This is a genomic window from Thauera sp., from assembly GCF_047601425.1.
Taxonomy (GTDB): Bacteria; Pseudomonadota; Gammaproteobacteria; order Burkholderiales; family Rhodocyclaceae; genus Thauera.
Genome location: NZ_JASGJL010000001.1, coordinates 1 through 19,353 on the forward strand (window position 1 = coordinate 1; position 19,353 = coordinate 19,353).

General features: G+C 66.1%; 23 protein-coding genes. All 23 read right to left on the bottom strand.

Translation table 11 applies throughout. The annotated features are described in order from the left end of the window. A partial coding sequence (locus QM748_RS00005; RefSeq protein ID WP_415245057.1) for an XF1762 family protein occupies positions 1-302 on the bottom strand: 302 nt, incomplete at its 3' end. Continuing rightward, on the bottom strand, positions 292-1,050 hold the full coding sequence (locus QM748_RS00010) for a Nin-like protein (protein ID WP_415245058.1): 759 nt from the start codon (positions 1,048-1,050) through the stop codon (positions 292-294). The genes QM748_RS00010 and QM748_RS00005, both read right to left, overlap by 11 nt. Positions 1,051-1,283: 233 nt before the next feature. Next, a complete protein-coding gene (locus QM748_RS00015) occupies positions 1,284-1,637 on the bottom strand; it encodes a DUF3085 domain-containing protein (RefSeq protein WP_415245059.1) in 354 nt (117 codons plus the stop codon). Between the two features lie 81 nt (positions 1,638-1,718). Beyond that, positions 1,719-1,937, bottom strand: coding sequence for a hypothetical protein (locus tag QM748_RS00020; protein WP_415245060.1), 219 nt, complete (start codon positions 1,935-1,937; stop codon positions 1,719-1,721). Beyond that, positions 1,934-2,746, bottom strand: a complete 813-nt coding sequence (locus QM748_RS00025; protein ID WP_415245061.1) for a GTPase — start codon at positions 2,744-2,746, stop codon at positions 1,934-1,936. Before QM748_RS00025 ends, QM748_RS00020 begins: the two co-directional genes overlap by 4 nt. Before the next feature lie 282 nt (positions 2,747-3,028). Then, positions 3,029-3,307 carry a uridylate kinase gene (locus QM748_RS00030; RefSeq protein WP_415245062.1) on the bottom strand — a complete coding sequence of 93 codons (279 nt, stop codon included), beginning with the start codon at positions 3,305-3,307 and terminating at the stop codon, positions 3,029-3,031. 95 nt (positions 3,308-3,402) lie between these two features. Next, positions 3,403-4,140 (bottom strand): ABC transporter substrate-binding protein, encoded by a 738-nt coding sequence (locus QM748_RS00035; RefSeq protein ID WP_415245063.1) that lies wholly within the window; start codon positions 4,138-4,140, stop codon positions 3,403-3,405. Between the two features lie 79 nt (positions 4,141-4,219). Continuing rightward, entirely contained in the window at positions 4,220-4,906 is a 687-nt protein-coding gene (locus tag QM748_RS00040; protein WP_415245064.1) for a hypothetical protein, read from the bottom strand. Between the two features lie 144 nt (positions 4,907-5,050). Beyond that, positions 5,051-5,443, bottom strand: a complete 393-nt coding sequence (locus QM748_RS00045) for a hypothetical protein (RefSeq protein WP_003290188.1) — start codon at positions 5,441-5,443, stop codon at positions 5,051-5,053. A 21-nt stretch (positions 5,444-5,464) separates the two neighbouring features. Continuing rightward, a complete protein-coding gene (locus QM748_RS00050; protein WP_058489327.1) occupies positions 5,465-5,689 on the bottom strand; it encodes a hypothetical protein in 225 nt (74 codons plus the stop codon). A gap of 331 nt (positions 5,690-6,020) precedes the next feature. Next, entirely contained in the window at positions 6,021-6,578 is a 558-nt protein-coding gene (locus QM748_RS00055; RefSeq protein WP_415245065.1) for a hypothetical protein, read from the bottom strand. Positions 6,579-6,823: 245 nt separating this feature from the next. After that, positions 6,824-8,440: a DNA cytosine methyltransferase gene (locus tag QM748_RS00060; RefSeq protein WP_415245066.1), complete on the bottom strand. Its 1,617-nt coding sequence runs from the start codon at positions 8,438-8,440 to the stop codon at positions 6,824-6,826. Between the two features lie 532 nt (positions 8,441-8,972). Then, positions 8,973-10,985, bottom strand: a complete 2,013-nt coding sequence (locus QM748_RS00065; RefSeq protein WP_415245067.1) for a DNA topoisomerase III — start codon at positions 10,983-10,985, stop codon at positions 8,973-8,975. A 273-nt stretch (positions 10,986-11,258) separates the two neighbouring features. Further along, positions 11,259-11,711 carry a single-stranded DNA-binding protein gene (locus QM748_RS00070; RefSeq protein WP_415245068.1) on the bottom strand — a complete coding sequence of 151 codons (453 nt, stop codon included), beginning with the start codon at positions 11,709-11,711 and terminating at the stop codon, positions 11,259-11,261. Between the two features lie 73 nt (positions 11,712-11,784). Further along, positions 11,785-12,312 (bottom strand): DUF3158 family protein, encoded by a 528-nt coding sequence (locus QM748_RS00075; RefSeq protein ID WP_415245069.1) that lies wholly within the window; start codon positions 12,310-12,312, stop codon positions 11,785-11,787. Then, complete coding sequence (locus QM748_RS00080; protein WP_415245070.1) at positions 12,309-13,091, bottom strand: PFL_4669 family integrating conjugative element protein; 783 nt, start codon at positions 13,089-13,091, stop codon at positions 12,309-12,311. Before QM748_RS00080 ends, QM748_RS00075 begins: the two co-directional genes overlap by 4 nt. Before the next feature lie 448 nt (positions 13,092-13,539). Beyond that, a complete protein-coding gene (locus QM748_RS00085) occupies positions 13,540-14,808 on the bottom strand; it encodes an STY4528 family pathogenicity island replication protein (protein ID WP_415245071.1) in 1,269 nt (422 codons plus the stop codon). 3 nt (positions 14,809-14,811) lie between these two features. Further along, on the bottom strand, positions 14,812-15,372 hold the full coding sequence (locus tag QM748_RS00090; RefSeq protein ID WP_021205172.1) for a DUF2857 domain-containing protein: 561 nt from the start codon (positions 15,370-15,372) through the stop codon (positions 14,812-14,814). 15 nt (positions 15,373-15,387) lie between these two features. Continuing rightward, the gene (locus tag QM748_RS00095; RefSeq protein ID WP_415245072.1) at positions 15,388-17,022 is read right to left on the bottom strand and encodes a ParB family protein; all 1,635 of its coding nucleotides are present in this window, start codon (positions 17,020-17,022) and stop codon (positions 15,388-15,390) included. Further along, on the bottom strand, positions 17,015-17,263 hold the full coding sequence (locus QM748_RS00100) for a type II toxin-antitoxin system HicA family toxin (RefSeq protein ID WP_392410636.1): 249 nt from the start codon (positions 17,261-17,263) through the stop codon (positions 17,015-17,017). Before QM748_RS00100 ends, QM748_RS00095 begins: the two co-directional genes overlap by 8 nt. Continuing rightward, a complete protein-coding gene (locus QM748_RS00105) occupies positions 17,247-18,122 on the bottom strand; it encodes a ParA family protein (protein ID WP_415245073.1) in 876 nt (291 codons plus the stop codon). Before QM748_RS00105 ends, QM748_RS00100 begins: the two co-directional genes overlap by 17 nt. A gap of 42 nt (positions 18,123-18,164) precedes the next feature. Beyond that, complete coding sequence (locus QM748_RS00110; RefSeq protein ID WP_415245074.1) at positions 18,165-18,377, bottom strand: AlpA family transcriptional regulator; 213 nt, start codon at positions 18,375-18,377, stop codon at positions 18,165-18,167. A gap of 118 nt (positions 18,378-18,495) precedes the next feature. Continuing rightward, entirely contained in the window at positions 18,496-19,242 is a 747-nt protein-coding gene (locus QM748_RS00115; protein WP_415245075.1) for a hypothetical protein, read from the bottom strand. Positions 19,243-19,353: the final 111 nt, after the last annotated feature.

Here is a 19,353-nt window from a genome sequence, read left to right on the forward strand (position 1 = left end):
GCCTTCCAGGCCGCGCCGTAGAGCTTGCTGCCGCGTTCGGTGCGCCATCGGTGCAGAGCCGGGATGACTTCGAGGGTCCGGCCATCGTCCAGGTGGCGGGCGACCGGGCGACCGACGATGGCCACGCCGCAGATGCCGTCCCTGCCGGACAGCGTGACCGCCAAGGCGAACTTCGCGCTCTGACCTGGCGGGTGGCGGTGATGGTGCTCCTGTCCGCGAAGGCATTCGCACAGCGCAAGGACACCGGCAGCAGTTGCAGCGATGGCAAGGTCGATGGCCTGCAGATGTCCGTCAATTGCCACAGAGCAGGCGATCATTCCTCGGTGCGTTCAACAGGTCACCCTGGTCGGCGGCGAAGCGTGCCAGGTCGGCGTAGCTGGGGCCGTCGGAGCGGAACCGGGCGCCGCTGGGCTTGCTCGCCAAGTTCAGCGACTCCATGCGAATCCACCACACGGCGGCCTCGGGCCGGGCCTTGATGAGGGCCAGGCGCTGCCGGCGCCGGTTCAGGAAACACAGGTCGCAGTTGCCTTCGAGCGTGCGCCCATTCACCGTCAGCAGGTCGAGGTCGAACGGCTGCGCCTGCCAGAAGGCGCCCACGTCGCGCACGGTGACGCCGGCGTCCGCCAGCGGCATGCACATGGTCTCGTGGGTCGATTCGGTGGAATGGCCGCGCGCGCGAATCTTGGCGACGCGGCGCTGCTCGTCGGCGCGGATGCCGATCATCTGGTCCCAGTCCGTCCAGCCCAGATGCCGCAAGTAGCGGTGCATCGGGCGAATCTTCAGGCTGGTCGTGCAGCCGCGCGCGACGGGATAAGGGGTAGGTACTGGCGCTTGCGGATCGAGCACCTCGAACGGCTCGCCCTGGCGGCTGGCCCGGTCGAAGTCCAGCAGCGTGAAGCCCGGCTCGATGGACAGGTATTCCAGCCAGTGGATCGGCACCTGCCAGTGCTCGGCGCAGTCGCGCACGAAGCGCAAGGTCGCTTCCACTTCCTTGCCGGTGTTGGCGAAGCAGACCACGGTGTCGGCAGGCAGGCCGCCATTGGCCTGCAACACACGCGCCAGAGCATGTAAGCGCTGGTGCGCCCGCCCGAGAAGCTGATGCAGGTCGGTTGGGTGATCTTGAACGGGTCGTGCATGCGGTCGTCTCCGTGGGCATGTCGGCGGGCATGCCGACGAGGCGGGCCAAGGCGGCCGGAGACGAATGCGCACACGCAGCAACGGCCGCGGTGTGGAGAAAAGAAAGCCCCCATGAAGGGGGCCGTGAGGGGACGGGAGTAGCCACGCTACGCCGATGGCACCACCTCCAACGACAGGTGCGTCGTGGTGGCGGACAGCAGCAGATCGTCCGTGCCGTGCAGGATGCGCGCGAAGACGCCTTCCTTCGGATCGAAGAACTCGCCGAAGTCGTCGCCGCCCAGCTCGGCGCGCGCCAGCTTCCACCAGTCGTCAAACGGGTCGGTATCCGGGTTGCAGCCGACGGCATAGGCCAGCAGCTTCACGCGGCCATCGGGACGGCGCTCTCCCTGCTCGGCGAGGAAGTACACGCCCTGGTCCTTGGCGAGGACGACGCGGCATTGGTTGGCGACGGCCTCGGCCAGCACGGGGCGCAGGTCGCAGCCTTTGAATCGCAGTGACATGGTTGAAATCTCCTGAAGAAAAAGGCCCTCCACCCGAACGGATGGAAGGCCTGCGGGGCAAGTCGCCGGTAGGCTGCGGACTCAGCCGTAGTGCTGCCGGGCTTTCTGCCACGGGACGAAGCGCGCATCCCGACCGACTGCGACCGGAATCTCTGCGTCCAAGGCCTCTTCGAGCGAGAAGCGTGTCGCCTGGTCGAACTGGACCCAGCCGAACTCGTTGGACCAGAAACCGGCGCTGTCGCTGGTGGCCGACTCGTTGGGCGAATACACCACCCAGCAGTCATTTGCCTCGGACGTCATGCCGCAACCGCCTGGCGTCGCCGGGTGGCCTTGGCGTCGATCACGCTCACGTCGATCAGGCGCCAGCGCCCGTCGTCGATAAGCCGCTCCAACACTTCACCGAGCATGTCGAAATACACCTCGTCGTGCCGATCGACCAGTTCGCCGTCGCGATGCAGTTCCACCACGTAGGTGTCGCCTGCGCGGTCGTACAGGATCGTCACCCGGCCCTCGAACTTCGCGGTCGAGACCGTGAAGCTGATCGCCGGCGGCGTTTCGATGATCTTGGACGGCTTCGGATCGACCCAGGTGAAGTCGCGGGCACCCGCATCGACCAGCATGTGGGTGATGCGCCGGAACCCATCGGGTGCCGGCATTTCCTCCAGTTGCTGGATGAGCTGCCCCAGTTCCATGCACTGCGGCTCGGGGATGGGCAGCTTGGCAGGCGCGGAACCGAGGATGTGCCTCGTGACGGTGTAGGGAACGCCGTCCGAAGTTTTCTCGGTGATCACTTCCGGGGTGTCCGCGCGCAGGCCATCGAAACGACGGCGGGCATACGGTTGAACATGCACCTTGGCACCTTCGCTGGGAACGGTGGACACCAGGTGGGGATCGAGCACCGCGAATTCGCTGGGCTTGAGCTTGACGACGATGGCGTCGTCGTTGGCCGCGACCACCTTGCCGTCGAAAGGCTGGGGATCGAACGCGAATCCCAGTGACGAGGGTTGCGGCAGGCCGTCGTACACGCGGTAGCTGTAGGTGCGCACGTTGCGGGGCACATGGCCTGCGACAAGCGAAGGCATCAGAGTTTTGATGAGAGAGCGATCCATGGGAATCTCCTTGAAGAAGAACAAGGGATTCCCCGCCCGCAAGGGAGAGGTCCCTTGTGGGTGGATGGACGCGGCGCGTCCGTAGGAAGAAACGACCAGCGCGGTTTCCCGCGCGTGCAGCCTTGAAGGTCTCGGCTGCCTGGGCATGTGTCGGCAACGCCGACGAACATGTGGCAAGGATGGCCCTGGACCGGGCTACCCACCCGCATGAAACGGCACTGCGCCGCACCCGGTTTCCGGCGCTGCGGGCAAGAAAAAGCCCCTCGAAAGGGGCTGGTTGGGTCAGGCTTCGTACACGAAGTAGTGCTCGCGCTGACGCGGGAAGAAGACATGCTTCCACGCGTCGCCGCTGGTGTTACCACCGTCGAACACGACCATTTCGTAGTCGTCGATGTCGGTGTCTGCCAGGTCGGCGCTGGCGATATGGCGCATGTGCAGCGTGCCGTGCGTGCGCTCGAATACCAGGATCTGGCCGATGGCGTCGTCCTGGCCCATGGCGGTGACGCAGGCCCCGAGTTGGTGCTCGAAGTCGGGTGCGCGCGAAATGAGATCGGGGAACATGAGGTTGCTCCTATGAAAATGGACCAGCCCGACTCCTGGCGGGGAGACGGGCTGGCATGGGGGACAAAGAGGAAGGCTGGCGCGTCGCGCGGCTGCTAGGACTCGGCCAGTGGCAGGCCCAGCAGCGCAGGTGCGTCGGCGTCGAGGATCAGGATGCGCACATCGGCCTGGCCAGCCAGGTCAAGGATGTTTGCCAAGTCGTCCGGCATGCCCTTGTTCCGATGCTCCTGCCGAAGCTGCTCGGCGGTGATGTTCTCGGCGTGCTCCAGGTTCTGGTCCGTCCAGGGCGTGGAGATCAGCTTGACGCCGATCGCCGGGCTGTACGGCACCCGGAAGGCGATGAACAGCATGGCCTCCGGCGTGGCGATGTCCGCCAGGTCGGCGAGGTAGTGCCAGGTATCGACCGTGATGTGCTCACGGCTGATCTCCCAGCACCGGCTGTAGTAGCCGGTCTCGAAAGTCAGGCGCTGCACCACCTCCCGCGCGGCCTCGGCCGAATAGGCATCACCGACGTGGACTGGGCGGCCGTCGAAGTCCTCGCCATGGATGGCATAGACCACGGCTCCGATCACGCCTTCGCCGCTGACGCCTTCACCGGCATCGCATTCAGCCAGTACGTCGGCGCTCACGCCTTCGGGGCCATTGCAGACCACGGCGAAATCGCTGGCGACGATGCAGGACGATGAAACCAGTTCCTCGTCGGAGAGGTGCTCTTGGCTCGCGTGGATGCTTCGCCAGACATGCGGGCTTCCGTCCTCGTAGCTGATGGACAGCGTGCGGACGATTTTCAGATTCCAGTAGCCACGGAGAAAGGGATTGGGTTTCTGGGACATGGGAACTCTCCAGATTGAATAATGGAGCCAATTCCCGCCACCGGGAATTGGACCCGGTGGGTTGAAAATGGAAAATGCGTCAGGCGGCGCTGATCGTTGGCATCTGGGCCAGTTGGTCGGCGACGCGACGGCGCACGTTCAGGCGGAACTGCTCGTCGTTGATGCCTGCGAGCAGGTTGGCGGCCTCCAGAGCGATCAATGCCGAGGCCTCTTCGATGTCGGCGGCCAGGATCGTCTTGCGCAGTTGGTCGCCGAGTTGGAGCGCCTGCGAGGACGTTCTGAAGACCTGCACCTCGCGGCTCAGGTAGCAGCCGTCGCCGCCGAACTCGAACAGCCTCGGCTTGCTGCAATACCAGCAGCCCTCGAACTGGATGGCGCTCAGGTGATGGCCGTCATCGAAGCAGGAGGCGATCAGAAGCAAGGCTTCCAGGTCGGCGCTGTCCTCGAACTTGTGGTGTTCGATCAAGTTCTCCAGCTCCGCGTCCTGCTCGGCACCGAAGTGCGCGGCCAGCCGTTCGAGCAGAGGCGGAATCGCCAGTTCTTCGTCGTCGGGCATGGGGATGCCGAGTTGTGTGGCCAGGCCTTCCAGGCCGTCCAGCACATCCGTCCAGCGTGGATCATTGGTCTCGGCGATCTGAGCGATGTAGGCCTGCCCGTTGCCGGGATGGCCATCGTCCAGCGCGAAGGCGCCGAACAGCGCCTTGATGACGGGGGTAACACGCTCCAGCACGAGAACGCCCGTGCCTTCGTAGTAGTTGTTCGCCATGGTGGCTCCTTTCGAGAAAGCGGAGCCAGCCCATGCGGACGATGGCATCCGCAGGGTGATGAAGAAGAAATTGAGGGACATGGCCTTGTGGGCGCATGTCCCTCTCGGGGGGGAACGAAAAGCAGTGGTGCGCCGGCGACCGGCTCACCAGCCGTTGTAGTTCACCAGCAGGTCGGCGATGACCTTGCGGCGTTGCAGATCGAGACCGTCGAAGTCCGACAGTCCGTTGAAGTGGCAGCGCTTGAGCATGGCACCGCCCTCGCGCGCGTTGTAGAAGCTGACCATGGCGGACAGGAACATGCGTTCCCCGCTGCTCAGGACGCCGAGGGCATCGTTGAGCTGCAGCATGTTGGGACGCAGATCCCACTTGCTCTTGGCCTGGTTCAGACCTTCGCGGGTGCCGTCGCCGAACCATTCGGGGCCAGCGATCTCGACACCGCGCTTCCAGGCCTCGAAAAAGGCTTGGGGCGCGGCAGCGAAATGCTGCTCTTCCCGCATGATCTGATCGACGACTTCCCGCGGAAGAAGTTGGTTCATGACGTGATTCCTCCAGTTGGATCAGGGAATGGCGAGCTGGGACCAGCCGCCTCTTTCGAGGGCACGTTGAGCCGCGGCATAGCTGCGGAAGTACTCGCGGGATTCCCGCGAAACGGGGCCTTCGGTATCGCGCGTGCCGATGTAGTGGCCGGCGGCGCTTTGCAGGACTTCGAGCGGCAGGAACTTGCCGCAGTAGGTCGAGGCCAATTGCCCGAAGGTTTGGCCGAAAGAGGCTTGCTGGGACATGGACGGGCTCCTTGGAAAAGCGGGGCCTCGTCCCTCACGGGATGGCAGCTCCCGCACGCGGTTGATAAAAAGCATCAGCGTCACGAGGACGCGCGTCCGCGGAATTGATGCGATGCGGACTGGCGGGCAACGCGGGAGAGACCCGCGGCAGCCTGGAACCCTGGCTGCTGGCATGTGCTGACGAATCAGCGAACATGCGGGCAGCTTCGTGCGCGGGCCGTGCCGCGTCAGTTGGAAAACGGCATCCGGCCCAGCCCCGATTGATGGGCACGGGGAAAAGAAAAAGCCCCGCACGAGTGCAGGGCTGTCAGGAGGGTGCGATGGTGCTGGGTCAGTCGGCCTTGTCGCCCAGCACATGCTGCTTCCACAGGTCGAATGCCTGCTCGGGCGCAAGCTCGGCGAGGATGACGATGGGCCGGGCCTGCCGAGCGCGCAGCGAAGCGAAGTACGCCTTGCGGTCGGCGATGGCCTTGAGCTTGATGCCCTTGATGAACAGCAATTTGCCGTCCTTGATGAACAGCACCTTGTTGCCGATGTCGCGGTTGAACGCGGCTCGCACCTTGCGTTCCGCGTGCATGGCGTCAGCCAGCTCATCGACCAGGAAGTCGAGCGTCATGTCGATGTAGTGAGGGTCTTCGCCCTCCTGGCCGAGGTCGAGCGGCGCAGGCGGCAGGCCCTTGGCGAAGGCTTCGGCCTGCGCCAGCAGCGGCGCCTTGCCGTTGAGCGCGTGGAGGAAAGTCGAGCCGCCGTGGCCGTCGTTGCGGGCCTCGGCGATGGGAGCGCCGTCGAACACGACGGTGGCGCTGAAGCACATCGTTTCCTCGCTAGCGAAGTCGGCCACTTTGAGGTTCTTCAGCGTGATGCGGTCTTGCTTGGTGATGTTGTCCATGGGAAGTCCTGAAATCGACCGGGTGGCGACATGCCCCTGACGGGACGTGGCAGCCATCCCGTGGGTTGGAGGAAAAAGAGGCATCGATGCCCCGGTGGGCAGCGTTCGCCGGTGAGATGCCGAGGCGAACTGGCGGGTGGCGCGGGTGGAACCCGCGGCAGCCTTGACACCCTGGCTGCGGGCTGCTGCCGATACGTCGGCAATGCAGGGGGGAGAATGGCGCAGCCCGCAGGCTGCGTCGCCGATCAATCCGAAGCGGTCGAGCCCGCCTTGTGCAGGCACTGCACGAGCCGCTGCCCCAGCCATGCCATGCACGGGACTGCCATGGAGTTGCCGATGGCTTTGTAGCGCGGCGCATCCGCGGCGGGCTTGCCGCGGTACGGGATCAGCGTGTAGTCGTCGGGCATGCCTTGCAGCCGCTCGCACTCCACGGGCATCAACCGCCGCACCCGCCAATGCGACCAGTCGCCGGGGCCAGGGTCGTTCCAGTCGTAGCGGAAATGCGCCTCGAAGTCGGGGGCCAGCACATGGGGCTTGTCCGCGCCGCCGCCGCTGGTGCGCAGTGCGGCCGCTACGCTGCCGCCCAGCTCGGCGGCAAGACCCTGCTCACGGCCGCGCAGGGACACGCAGGCCACCATCGGCACCCCGTAGCCCGGCTTGCCGTTGGACAGGACGGTGCAAGCCACCTGTCCATGGCCCGACTCGAAGCGCACTTCACCGCGGTTGTTCTGCGCGAAGGCGATGGCGGGCACGACACCCGCGTTCGCATGGCTGCTGCGATGGCCGCCAGCGCGCAGCGTCGGCGTCAGGTCGAGCGTGGCATCCGCGCCGCTGCCCTGGGCGGTGAAGGCGATGATCGGAACGCCCTTGCCGGTGCCGTCCTCGCTGCTGCCCTTGCCGTTGTTGGCGGTGTCGAGGGTGTGGGCGATGCTGCCGGCGACCGACTGCACCATGAACGTCTCGGTGCGGATGTCGTGCTTGGGGCCTGCGGCCATCAGGCATGCGGCCACATCGACGGGGCCGGTGCCGCCGCTGAACCCGAACGTCGTGGTGACCTTGCCGTAGGGCTGCTTCAGTCCTGCGAATCCTGCAAGTCCTGCGCATGCGCCTGCTGCTTCAGCACCCGGTCCAGCATCGCGGGCAGCTTCTTGCCACGGCGCGCGGCCCGCACAAGAATCCCCGAGCAGGCCTGCGCGCTCAAAAAGTACTTCGGCGGGATCGAGGTCATCTCCACCACTTGCCACAAGAAACACGCGCTTGCGGCGTTGGGCGACACCGAAATATTGAGCGTCGAGCACGCGCCAGGCGATGCGGCGGCGGGGTCCAGACACACAACCAGCGTGCGCCCACCGATCCCCTGGCGGCTGGAGCGCACGGCTTTCTCCGGCCAGTGCCCCCAGGAAATGCCCGAAGGCATTGCTGCGGTCGTTGAGGACGCCGGGGACGTTTTCCCAGACGAGCGTGGCCGCCGGGCGGCGGTCTTGTTGGCGGGTTTGGTCGATGGCATTGGCAAGCTCCACATAGGCAAGGGAAAGGGCTCCGCGCGGGTCATCCAGCCCACGGCGCGCACCGGCCACGCTGAACGACTGGCACGGCGTGCCGCCGACCAGGATGTCGGGCGCCGGCACGGTGCCGGCGCGCACCTGGCCGGCGATCGCGGTCATGTCGCCCAGGTTGGGCACGCGGGGATAGCGGTGGGCGAGCACGGCGCTCGGGAACGGCTCGATTTCGGCGAACCACGCGGCTTCGAGGCCGAGGGGTTGCCAGGCGAGGCTCACGGCCTCGATGCCGCTGCACACGCTGCCGTACAGCAGTGGCGCGGCCTGGGGCGCACCGCGTGGGGTGCGAGGTTGCGGGTTCATGTCGGGTCTCCTGTTCGTGTGGCCCAGGGCGGGCCGGGACGTTGATCGGCAGGAGAAAGGCGCCGAAGGCCTTGCGGCCTTCGGCTCGGGAGGACGGAACCACCCGTGGGCTGATTGGCAGGCCCGGTCGTCGCTAGAACCGTCTGCTCATCAAGCAATCGCACCCGGCGCATGTCGTGGTTGGCGCCGGCATCTTCTGGCGCACATCCGCGCACAAAAGGAGCCCAGTTTTTCGCCGTTGGGCACGGCATCGAATACCGCTGACCACAAAGGGTCTCCGGGTGGCTCGCGCAGCCTGGCAAGCCATCGGGGGACCCTTCGCAGAGGCGGAAAAATGCAGATCAGCAGAACGCGCCGGGAAACCCCGGACATGGTTCGCGGAGAAGCTACCTTCAGGCCCCGCGGCCGGGGACGGCCGGGCGGGACGCGCACACGGACAGGAGAAGGCGTTGCGCGCTGGGCGTCCCGCAGGGCGTGCGGGACATGGGCCACGCCGCCGATGGCGGGCACGGCTCTCGGGGAACGGGGTCGGTCAAGAGCCTTTGCGGCCGCTACTGCGCGGGCGCGAGGCACCGCGCTTGGACGCGCCGGAATCGACCGGCAGCGTGCCTTTGCAGTCGGGGTAGCGACTGCACGACCAGAAGGGGCCGGTCTTGCCGGTGCGCTGGCGCGTCGGTGCGCCGCACTGCGGGCAAGCAGGCCCCTGGGGAACCTTGATGGACAGCGAGGTGCTGCCGTACTGCGCGATCAGTTGCGAAATCCATGCGGCCTGCTTGCCGATGAACACGTCCAGGGTGAGTTGTCCGGCCTCGATCATGTCGAGCGCCTGTTCCCACACGGCGGTGGTTCCGGGGTCGGCAATCGCCGCGGGCACAGCGTCGATCAGCGTGAATGCCGCATCCGATGCGCGAATGGAGCGTCCTTTCTTCACGAGATAGCCCCGCGTCAGCAGGCCGGTGATGATGTTGGCGCGCGTGGCTTCGGTGCCAATGCCCGTCGTGTCCTTCAACTTCTGCTTCAGGCGCGGGTCGGTCACGAAGCGCGCCACGCCTTTCATCGACTTGACCAGTTCGCCCTGGGTGTAGGGCTTCGGAGGCAGCGTCTTGAGCGCCTTGACTTCGGCCTCGGCCACTTGGCATGCCAGGCCCTCGCGCAGCGCGGGGAGTACCTGGCTGCGCGCGGTGGTTTCCCCGTCCTCGTCCGCTTGCGGCTCGGCCAGCACCAGGCGCCAGCCCTTGACGACCACCTGCTTTCCGGTGGCCACCAGCTTCTGCTGGCCGCAGGACAGCTCGGCGACAGTGCGGTCGAACTCGTGGTGAGGGAGGAACTGCGCGAGGTAATGCGCGCGAATCAGGCGGTACACCGCCAGCTCCTTCTCGCTCATCGCAGAGAGATTCGCGGGTTCGAGCGTCGGGATGATGCCGTGGTGGGCCGTCACCTTGCCGTCGTTCCAGGCGCGCGAGCGCTGCGAGCGGTCGAGCTGGCCCATGATCGGGCGCAGCGAGGGGTCGGTCTTGAGCAGGCTGTCCAGAACAGTCGGCACCTCGGCGAACATGCTTTCGGGCAGGTAGCCCGAATCGGAACGCGGGTACGTGGTGGCTTTATGGGTCTCATACAGGGCCTGGGCGATCTCCAGCGTCTCCTGCACATCCAGTCCAAGCTGCTTGGAACAAACCTCCTGAAGCGTTCCCAGGTCGAACAGCAGCGGCGGACCTTCGCGCACGCGCTCGGTCTCGACCAATACGACCTGGGCGCTGCCCGCAGCGCGGATCTGCTGCGCGGCCTGCTGGGCGATAGGCTGCTGCAGGCAGCGGCCGGCGTCGTCGGTGCAGCCATCTGGCGGAACCCACTGCGCGCTGAAAGCCTGACCGCCCGCGGACAGGGACACGTCGATGGCCCAGAACGGCACCGACTTGAAGGCCGCGATCTCGCGGTCGCGGTCCACGACGAGCTTCAAGGTCGGCGTCTGGACGCGACCGACGGACAGCACGCCATCGTAGCCGGCCTGACGCCCGAGCACCGTGAACAACCGGCTGAGGTTCATGCCCACGAGCCAGTCGGCGCGTGAGCGCGCAAGCGCCGAGTAGTACATCGGCAGCGTGTCGGATGAGGGCCGCAACTTGCCGAGCGCGGTGCGGATCGACGCATCGTTGAGCGCCGACAGCCATAGCCGCTCGATGGGGCCGCGGTAGCCGCACAGGTCGATGATCTCGCGGGCGATCAGCTCGCCCTCACGGTCGGCATCGGTGGCGATGACCAGATGGGTCGCCTTCGCCAGAAGCGCCTTGACGATCTTGAATTGCGTGGCGGTCTTGGGTTTGACCTCGACCCGCCACTGCTGCGGAACAATGGGCAACTGCTCCAGCGACCAGCGCTTGAGCGCCGCGTCATAGACCTCGGGAGCTGCCGCTTCTACGAGATGGCCGATGCACCAGGTAACGGTGACGCCGGAGCCGCTGAGACAGCCTTCACCGCGCTGCGTCGCGCCGAGAATCCGGCCAATGTCTTTGCCCTGGGAGGGCTTCTCGCACAAAAACAGCCGCATGTCCGTCCATCCGAATTCCGTGGTTCATTGAGTTGCTGGAATCGAGGATGCCGAGCACCACCTGGGGCAGCAGCAAACAAGCCGCATGCGGTGGCGACCACTTTCACGGGATGGAATGGCGGGGACGGGAGCGGCGTGCGGCCGAGAGGGTGCGGTTCGGGAGCCGCGGTTTTCGGGAGCGCGTGGAAGCCGGTGGACGTTGATGGAGCTATCCCCTGGGGATAGCTCGCGAGGACATGGGGCGACGAACGTCGGCCGTCGCCCCATGCCGGGTCACTTCCTGCGCTTCGGCTCCTTCGGTGCGGTCGGTTCCTGGGCGGCCTGGGGCTTCGGCTGCGTGTCCTGCACGGTCTCCTGCTGCCTGGGGCTGAGGGCCACGGACTCGATGCGGAACGGCAGGATGCCGACGCTGCGCGCGTTGATCTGCCAGGTCTCGCGCGGCTGATCCTCGTTGTCCGTCCAGGGTTCGCGCTCCATGCGGCCGACGACCAGCACGCGCATGCCCTTCTGGTAGAGGTCCTTCCAGTGCGCGGCGTCGCGGTGCCAGATTTCCACCGGCGCCCAGAAGCCGCCGCGATCCTCGAAGGTGCCATCCTTCTTGGGAATGGGGTTGTCGAAATAGACGTTCAGGCGCAGAAGGCGGCTGGGCTCATCGTTGCCGTTGGGGAACTCCCGGTACTCGGGGGGCGAACCGATGTTGCCCTCGCCAGAAAAATGCGTGCTCATGTTGCAATCTCCGTGGTGGTTGAAATACCCGCACCTGGTCGGCGGCGGGCGCGTGCTGGGATGCCTGGCGCGATCACCGATCACGCATGGCGGGTGGCGTGGACTTGAGCCGGCGCAGGTAGGCGTCTTCCGCCTCGGCGGCCTTGCTGGCGCACTCCTGGGCCTGCCTGCCCAAGGTGTGCAACAGGCTGATCTGCATGTTCAGCGTGATGCGCTGAAGCTCGATCGCGTGCAGGTCGGCCAGCAGGTTGACCGGCGTGCTGGTGCTCGCCATCAGCTCCTGCCACAGGGCGACGCCCATGGCTGACCTGTCGTGCTTGCGCCAGCGCAGAAACGTCGTGCCTGCGCCAGTGGTCTGCTGGGCCAGCTCGATGGGCAGCAGGTGGAAGGGATGCCCGACGGCCTGTGGCAGCACCTGTCGCTGCGCCAAGCCAATCAACTCGTCGCGCATGGCGAAGCACTGGCTGGCCCAGGCCTCCAAGTCCCCTTTACCCTTAAAAGGCCTTAAAAGGCCTTTTTGAGAGCCTGCGTGTTCCAGTCGCATGAAGGCGGTCTGTTGCAGCGGGTGGAAGTAGCGGGTTTCGCGATTCGGGTCGCTCATGCCTGCTCGTCCTCGCCGGCCGTCGTTTCGGGAGCCTCGGTGGCGGCGGCTTCGTCACTGGCGGATGGTGCTGCGGCAGGACCGTCACCGCGCTGCTGCAGGCTACGGCGCACGATGGGCGGCGCGAACTTCGAGCGGCGCGCGCCTTCCAGCACGTCCTGCGGCAGCTCGCCGAACTTCTCCAGTGCTGCCCGCGCTGCGGCATTCTTCGCGGCGAAGTCGTCGCGGGTGCAGCCCGAGTAGCGGTACTGCTGCGCCAGGCTGAAAAGACTGCGCAGCGCATGCGCACCTTCGTTGAGCCAGCGTTCGAGCGTCGAGCGGTCGATCAGCGCGGTGTGGTGCGCGAGGATCAGCTTGCGGGCGATGTCGTCGTAGTCGGCGAGCAGGTACACGGCGGCAAAGCCGAGCTGCGCATTGACGAACAGCGGCAGCTTGACGGGCTGCACGTTGAGGTTTTCGCCCAGGGTGAGTGCCGGCGGCACGCTCGCGAGAGCCTGGTCCACCTGTTCGCGCAGCGATTGCAGCGTGGCCTTGGTCTGGTCGAGCTTGTCCTCGATGCGCAGCATCCAGAAGTCGCTGTACGGGTCGTCCTGCTCCGAGCCGCGCCGCATCTTGTTCATCTGGGCGATGTAGCCGTTCAGGCCGACGATGCCCGGTCGCCCCTCGGCGGCGGCGCGGCCGTGCCAGATGCGCGAGGCGTGGTGCGTGTGCAGCGTCAGCGACATCGCGCTGCGCAGGGAGCCGAGATTCAGTTGCAGGGGTTCGTTGGTGGTTGCCATGGTGTCCGCTCGTTGTTGGAAAAGAGCGGACAGCTTCGGCAGGTGGCGGAAGGCAGTCAGTCAACAAACCGAAACCCGCCCGTCCCCGGTTCAGGGCGCGGCGGTCGAATGCGTCGCGAGCTATCCCCTGGGGATAGCGCCATGGAGCACCAAGGAACGCTGCACGCCTGGATCAGCGTGGACAGGGCCGATCCCGCGGCAGGCGATCGAGGCCTGGCGTGCAGCGGTTCGACGTCGTAGCTGTCAGTGGAACTATCCCCAGGGGATAGTTCCATGGAGCGCCAAGGAACGCTGCGCGCCCGGATCAAGCGCGGACAAGGCCGATCCCGCCGCAGGCGATCGGGGCTTGGTGTGCAGCGGTTCGACGTGTAGCCGTCAGTGGAACTATCCCCTGGGGATAGCTCTACTGGAAGCCACTGGCATCCACTTCACCGCCTTGCAGGCCCGCTCACTTGCTGGCGAGCAGGTTGCGCAGCCGCTCGATGTGCTGCCTGGCGACTTCTGGCGGCACCGGCTTGCCCTGCGGCTGGGATGGTGGCGGTGCTGGTGGTGGCTGCTCATTCGGCGGAGCGTGTGCCGATGGCGCGTCTTTCTTGGCCCAGGCGTTGAATTCGCCATGGATGGCCCGCTGGATGATGCCGAACAGATACCCCGCAGGATTGCGGATGCTGTGGCTGCTGCATCGTGCGGCCCATTCGTCCAGCACGGCCTGCCTCAGCGCGGCATCGACCTGCTGCAATGCCACCCGCGCACCTGTTTGCTGCTCTGCCTTCAGTTCCGCGAAGCGTTTGGGCCATTGCAGGTCGCCCAGCGCGCGCGCCTGCGCCTGTGCTTGCGCGGTAGTACGTACTTCATTAATACGACTACTACGTACTGTACGGGCCTGCTTCGGATTCCGAAGAGAGGCGTCTGGCGCGGGTTTCGACCCTGCTTCGGATTCCGAAGTGGGGTCATCGGGATTCCGAAGAAGGCTCGTCGTCCCTTCTTCGGATTCGTGTGTGGCATCCTCCTGTGGATAACCTTCGTGCGCCCCGACGCCCTGGCTGGCGAGGCGCTCGGCCAGGACTTGCAGCCTCGACGGCAGGGTGCGCCCGGCCAGCATCGGGTCTTCGCCAATTTCCTTGAGGGTGTGCAGGCCCACGATCTGCACGGCTTTGGCCGAATGGCCGAGCGCCTGGCTGACGAGTTGCAAGTAGTCTGGGTCGAGCTGCATCGCTTCAAAGGGGGTCAGCGGCTCGTCGTGCAGGACATAGAGGTTGCCGAGGATGCGGCCGGTCTTGGCGTCGCGCCGTCGCCGCACCAGGCTTAGCCATCGGGTCAGCCGCAGCAGCGTCAGGGCTCGCGCCACGGTTTCGTGCGAGGCCTGCCCGGCGCAGGGCATCGAGGCCAGCCAGGGCCGCAACTGCTCATAGGTGGGGAATGCGGTCACGCCGTCGTCGTTGAGCATCAGCCGGAACACCTGCCAGGCGTTGCGCTCCAGCGGCGTCAGGCGGCGGTCGTGGAACAGCCGCCGCGGTACGGTCTCATGCCGGTTGCCGCTGAAGAGGAACGCATCGCCGGACGCGGCCGGTGTCGCAGGTGACGGCGCAGGTATAGGCATGCGCGCGGGGGTGGGCGTGGGTGGGCTGGGCCTGGGCGCAAGGTCTTTCAGCGCCGCGTCGAACAGGTCAGCGAGTGCGACGGGGCCATGGCGTGGTGCGGTGTCGTCCACGGCCATGGCTCAACCCAATCCCTGATCGACCCACGACTTGATCGCGGCCCAGACCACCGACAGCGGTAAATCCATGCCTTCGGCGAGGTCCATGGCCGCGTCGAGAATCGAGGTCTCGTCCTCCAGGTCCACATTCCTGCTGCTGGTGATGGCTTTCCAGCGCCGCCACAGTTCGACGTCCTGCTTCTCGTCCAGGACAGGGTGACGCCCCTTGCGCTTGGGCAGGCCCAGCACCTCACGGCGCAGGGCGACTTCCTGATGGGTCAAGCCGTAGAAGCGACTGACCATCTCCGTGCTGGCCCCCAGGCGCAACATGCGATCGACGGTCGCTATTTCCTTCTCCACGTCCTGCGCCTGCGAGAGCAGACGCCGAAGCACCTCGCGGTTCACGGACACGGAACACCACGAGACATTGGCGTTGGCCAGCACGCTCACCATGGCGGGATGCTTGAGCGCATCCAGCTCGGCCTCGCTGAAGCCCATCGCCTTGCAGCGGCGCAGTTGGCCGTTGCGCAGGTCGTAGAGCGCCTGGGCGATGACAGCTTGATTGAGCGGGTGCGGGGCGGACATGCTGGTCTCCTTCCTTCATGCCCCAGGGCCTGCGGCACCGGATTCCAGGTCCAGCAGGCGGCGGGCCAGGCGCAGCAATCGGAACAGCTTGACCAGCGCGGTGTCGCTCAAGCGGCGTGTCGCATCGCCTTGGCCGTGCAGCAGCGCCGGCAGCTCGGCGGCAAGCTGCCCGCCGTCCAGATCGGCATCGGTGAAGCTCTGGCCTGCCAGGCTCGCCAGCAATGCCAGCACGGCGCGGCCCTGCGGTGATGGGGGCTGCGCGCTGGGATGGCATGCGAAGCCAACACCGTCCGCGCGTTCCTCGATGCACTTATCGAGTCCTGCCTCGCCCGCGATCTCGCGTGCGAACTGCGCGATGTGGATGCGCAGGCGATCGGGCGTGTCCAGGCCCGCGTCGATGTGCCAGACGTCGGAAATCGGGTAGAGGCCGCCCGCCTGGACGGGAATGGACTGCAAGACATTGGCCGAGAAATCGGGCAGCGCATCCCCCAGCTCGTCGGCGACCATCCGCTGAATGGATTGCAGCCGCTCCGTCGTCGGTGCAGGCGAAACGATGTGCCCCTGCAGCAGATCACCAGGAGCAGCCGCGGGGCCTCGTGCGGGTAAGTCGTCCGTTCCCGAGCCGCCTTCGCGGTCGCGCGACCCAGGCGTGGCCGCCGGCGTCGGGGTCGATGGTGCTGGTGCGGCGGGCGGGCGTGCCATGGTGCCCGGCGCAGGCAGCGCGGGCGGTGCCGATGGCGGGGTCGGATCGCTGACCAGGGCGCGATGGCGGCTTTCGGATTCGGTGAGGTCGAGCGCCAGCACGTCGTAGTCGATGCCGAGCAGTTCGGACATCTGGCCGATCAGCTCGTCCTGCACGCGCTGGGGGACGAACTCGTCGGCCTGCGTGTCGAACTGCGACAGCACCTCCTGAAAGAAGTCGTCGAAGTCCTGTACCAGCGTGCGGCCCTTGGCGTAGCGCTCCCACGCGAGCATGCAGGCCTTGCGCATGACCGACAGGCGTTCGACCTGGTGGCGGCCGAGGCCGCCATAGAGCACGGCGGGGATCGCCGGCAGGAGGTAACGCACCGCGTCGTTCATCCGGCTGATGTGCGACTGCTGGACCGGAAAGCCATCGGCGGCGAGGCGGCGGGCCAGCTCGGACTGGCTCAGCGCGGCGCCGCTTTCCTGCTCGTAGAACTCGCGCGCCTTCTCGACGCCGAGGGCGCGCTCGATGAACGTGAGCCCCCCGCGCAATTCGTTCTCGGCCAGGTGGCCGGTCAGCATGACGACTTCGCCGCGGCTGGGCCACGGCCGGAACAGGCACGATATGCGGAAGAACCGCTCGTCCTTGGTCTCCGACCACAGTTCGCGCAGGATCGCCAGGCGCGTGTTGCCGCCGTTGCGGATGATGTAGTGGTCCTCGCCCGGGCGCCGGGTGATCGCCGGCGCCGCGTCCAGGCCGCGCTCACGGATGGACGCCTTGATGTCCTCGTAGGCCGGGTTGCGTTTCTTCCTGGGATCGTGGTCGTAGGGGCGCAACTGGTCCAGGGTCACGACCATGGGCGTGTCGGCGATCGGGTCGCTCAAGGACGAGGTGGACGGGCCGCTGCGCTCGAACCCGGCCGCGAGCAGCTTGCCGGCCATCTGCTGAGAGGTCATTTCAGCCATGGCGGCCTCCCTGCGCTTGGGATCGGGCCTCGCGCTCGGCGCGGCGGATCTGCGCGCGGGCGTTGAGCGCCGCCCGGTGGTCGCTGGCCGTCGAACTGGTGTAGATCGCGGCGCAGCCTGCCTTGGTGAATTTGAGGTGGCCGCCTGGCGTGCGCTTGACGTGCCAGCCCTCACCGACGGCGAACTCGATCAGGGCGCGCAGCCGCTTGTGGCCTCGGGCCAGTTCATGTGCGTTCGCCATGGGGCCTCCCGGTCTCAAGAGGGAATGGCGGGCGGCCGGACACCGCGGCAAATCGGTGCTGCCATTGCGGGAACAGTTCGCCAGCGAGGCCGCGCATGGTGTCGAGCGCGGCGGGAGCGACTCTGCCCGGAGGCTGGCGGGACTCGACGCGATGCACGGGCAGGCCGCGCGTCGCGGCGCGCGGATAGGCTTCGATGGCCGGCACGTCGGTGGTCAGCACGCGGATGCCGGCGTGGTCCTGGAACAGGTCGCGCAAGGCTTGCTGGATCAGCCGGGCGTTCGCCGACACCGGGTGGACGCGGTTGATGAGGAGGTGCAGCGGCGGTGGTTCGATGCCGAGGTGCCGGTACGGCGCGATGTCCTCCAGCAACTGCATGGTGCCGCGCCGCAGTTCTCGTGCCGCGAGGATTTCCGGGGTCACGGGCGATAGCGCAACGTCGGAGGCGAGCACCGCCATCTCCAACAGCACTGATCGCGCGCCCTGGGTGTCGATCAGCACCAGGTCATAGAGGGGAGCCAGGACCGGCAGCAGGTGCCGCAGCCGCAGTCGCCCATCCGGCGCGTGCAGCAGCAAGGTGTTCAACTCGCCCCGGTGGTCGTTGGACAGCACCAGGTTCAGGCCCGTGATGATCGTGCGGGACACGAGCTGGCCGAGGTCGCGTTCGTTGAAGGCCAGCAGCTCGTAGATGCCGCCGGGCGCACGATGTTCCAGTTCGTAGTAGGACGACAAGGTGGGCTGCACGTCGAGATCGAGCAGCAGCACGCGTAGCCCCGCGTCGGCGGCGAGCCCGCCCAGGTTCGCGGCCGTGGTGGTCTTGCCGACGCCACCTTTCGTTGAAATGATGGATACAACCTGCATGGCGTTCTCCGTGTGAGGATGGAAGGTCCGTGGGAGAACGGGTCAGGCCCGGCTGTTGACGCGCTCGGCGATCCACTGGTCGATTTCGATGGAATCCCAGCCGACGGCGCGCACACCCAGGCGCAGCGCCTGCGGGAACTGGCGCTTCTTCATCAGGTTGTAGATGTGGGCACGCTTGAAGCCGGACTTCGCTTCGACTTCTTCCAGGCGCAGGATGCGGCGCTCGTTGGGTGGCAGTACAGGTGTTTGCGACATGGCGGTCACTCCTGAACGCTCAGTGGCGTTTGTTGGCGTGACCTCTATTCAATAGACATGGGTGCGGAAAGACATTGCAAATGCAATCTCCGCGATTGCACATACAAGCTGGAATCCCTCACGTGATTGCGCTACGGACGCACTTCCTAGCGTTGGCGAACTTGCCGTTCAGGGTGCGCTCCGTGATGCCCATGGTGCCGCCGTAGTGGGCGACCAATGCCGAAACAAGGGCTTCTTGCGTTTTGAAGCTGGAATAGGGCACGCCCGAGGGGGACTGACCGAGCATCAGCGTCAACATCCCGCCGATGATGTTCAGGTACGTGGTCTCCGCCCGCTCACTGATGGCGCATGGCTTGGAAGCCAGCAGTACGGCGGACTGCTTCAACAGAGCTTGATGCTGCCCTTGCAACTCCTGCATCTGATGCCGGGTGTGCTCCAGCGCAGCCTGTAGAGCCAGTCGCTCCAGCAAGATCGCCTGTCCTGTTTCCATGGTGATGAAAGGATGCGCCATGCGTTCGCCGCGGCTGAACAGGAAGCCCGGTCGATGCTCGGGATAGTGACTGCGCATCCACCGCTTCAGATCGACATGGCGAACGGTCAAATCCGGCGAACTGAGCAGCTCTGGATCATTGAGTGTGATCCCGCTCTTGCCATAGGGTAGTTCTCCGTTGAGGATGCCGTCATAGATGCGGTCCGAGTACAGTCGGCATTCGTTCCATCGAGGACAGTTCAGCGACGGAGGCAGGCAACGCGGTGACGCGATCGCGGCCAGGATCATCGGCAGGTGCCTCAGCAATCCGGCCCACCGTATGGCCGCTTCGATTGGACGATAGAACACCTTCGATCTTGAGAGGTCCTTGTGCATGCCTTCGTCTCCTTTCGGATGCGCTACATCACCGGCTCCTTCCTTGCCCTGCCAAAGGCTGCTGTGTCGTTATGGCCTGCGGTGGATGCCTTTGCCCACGAACATGGGCGG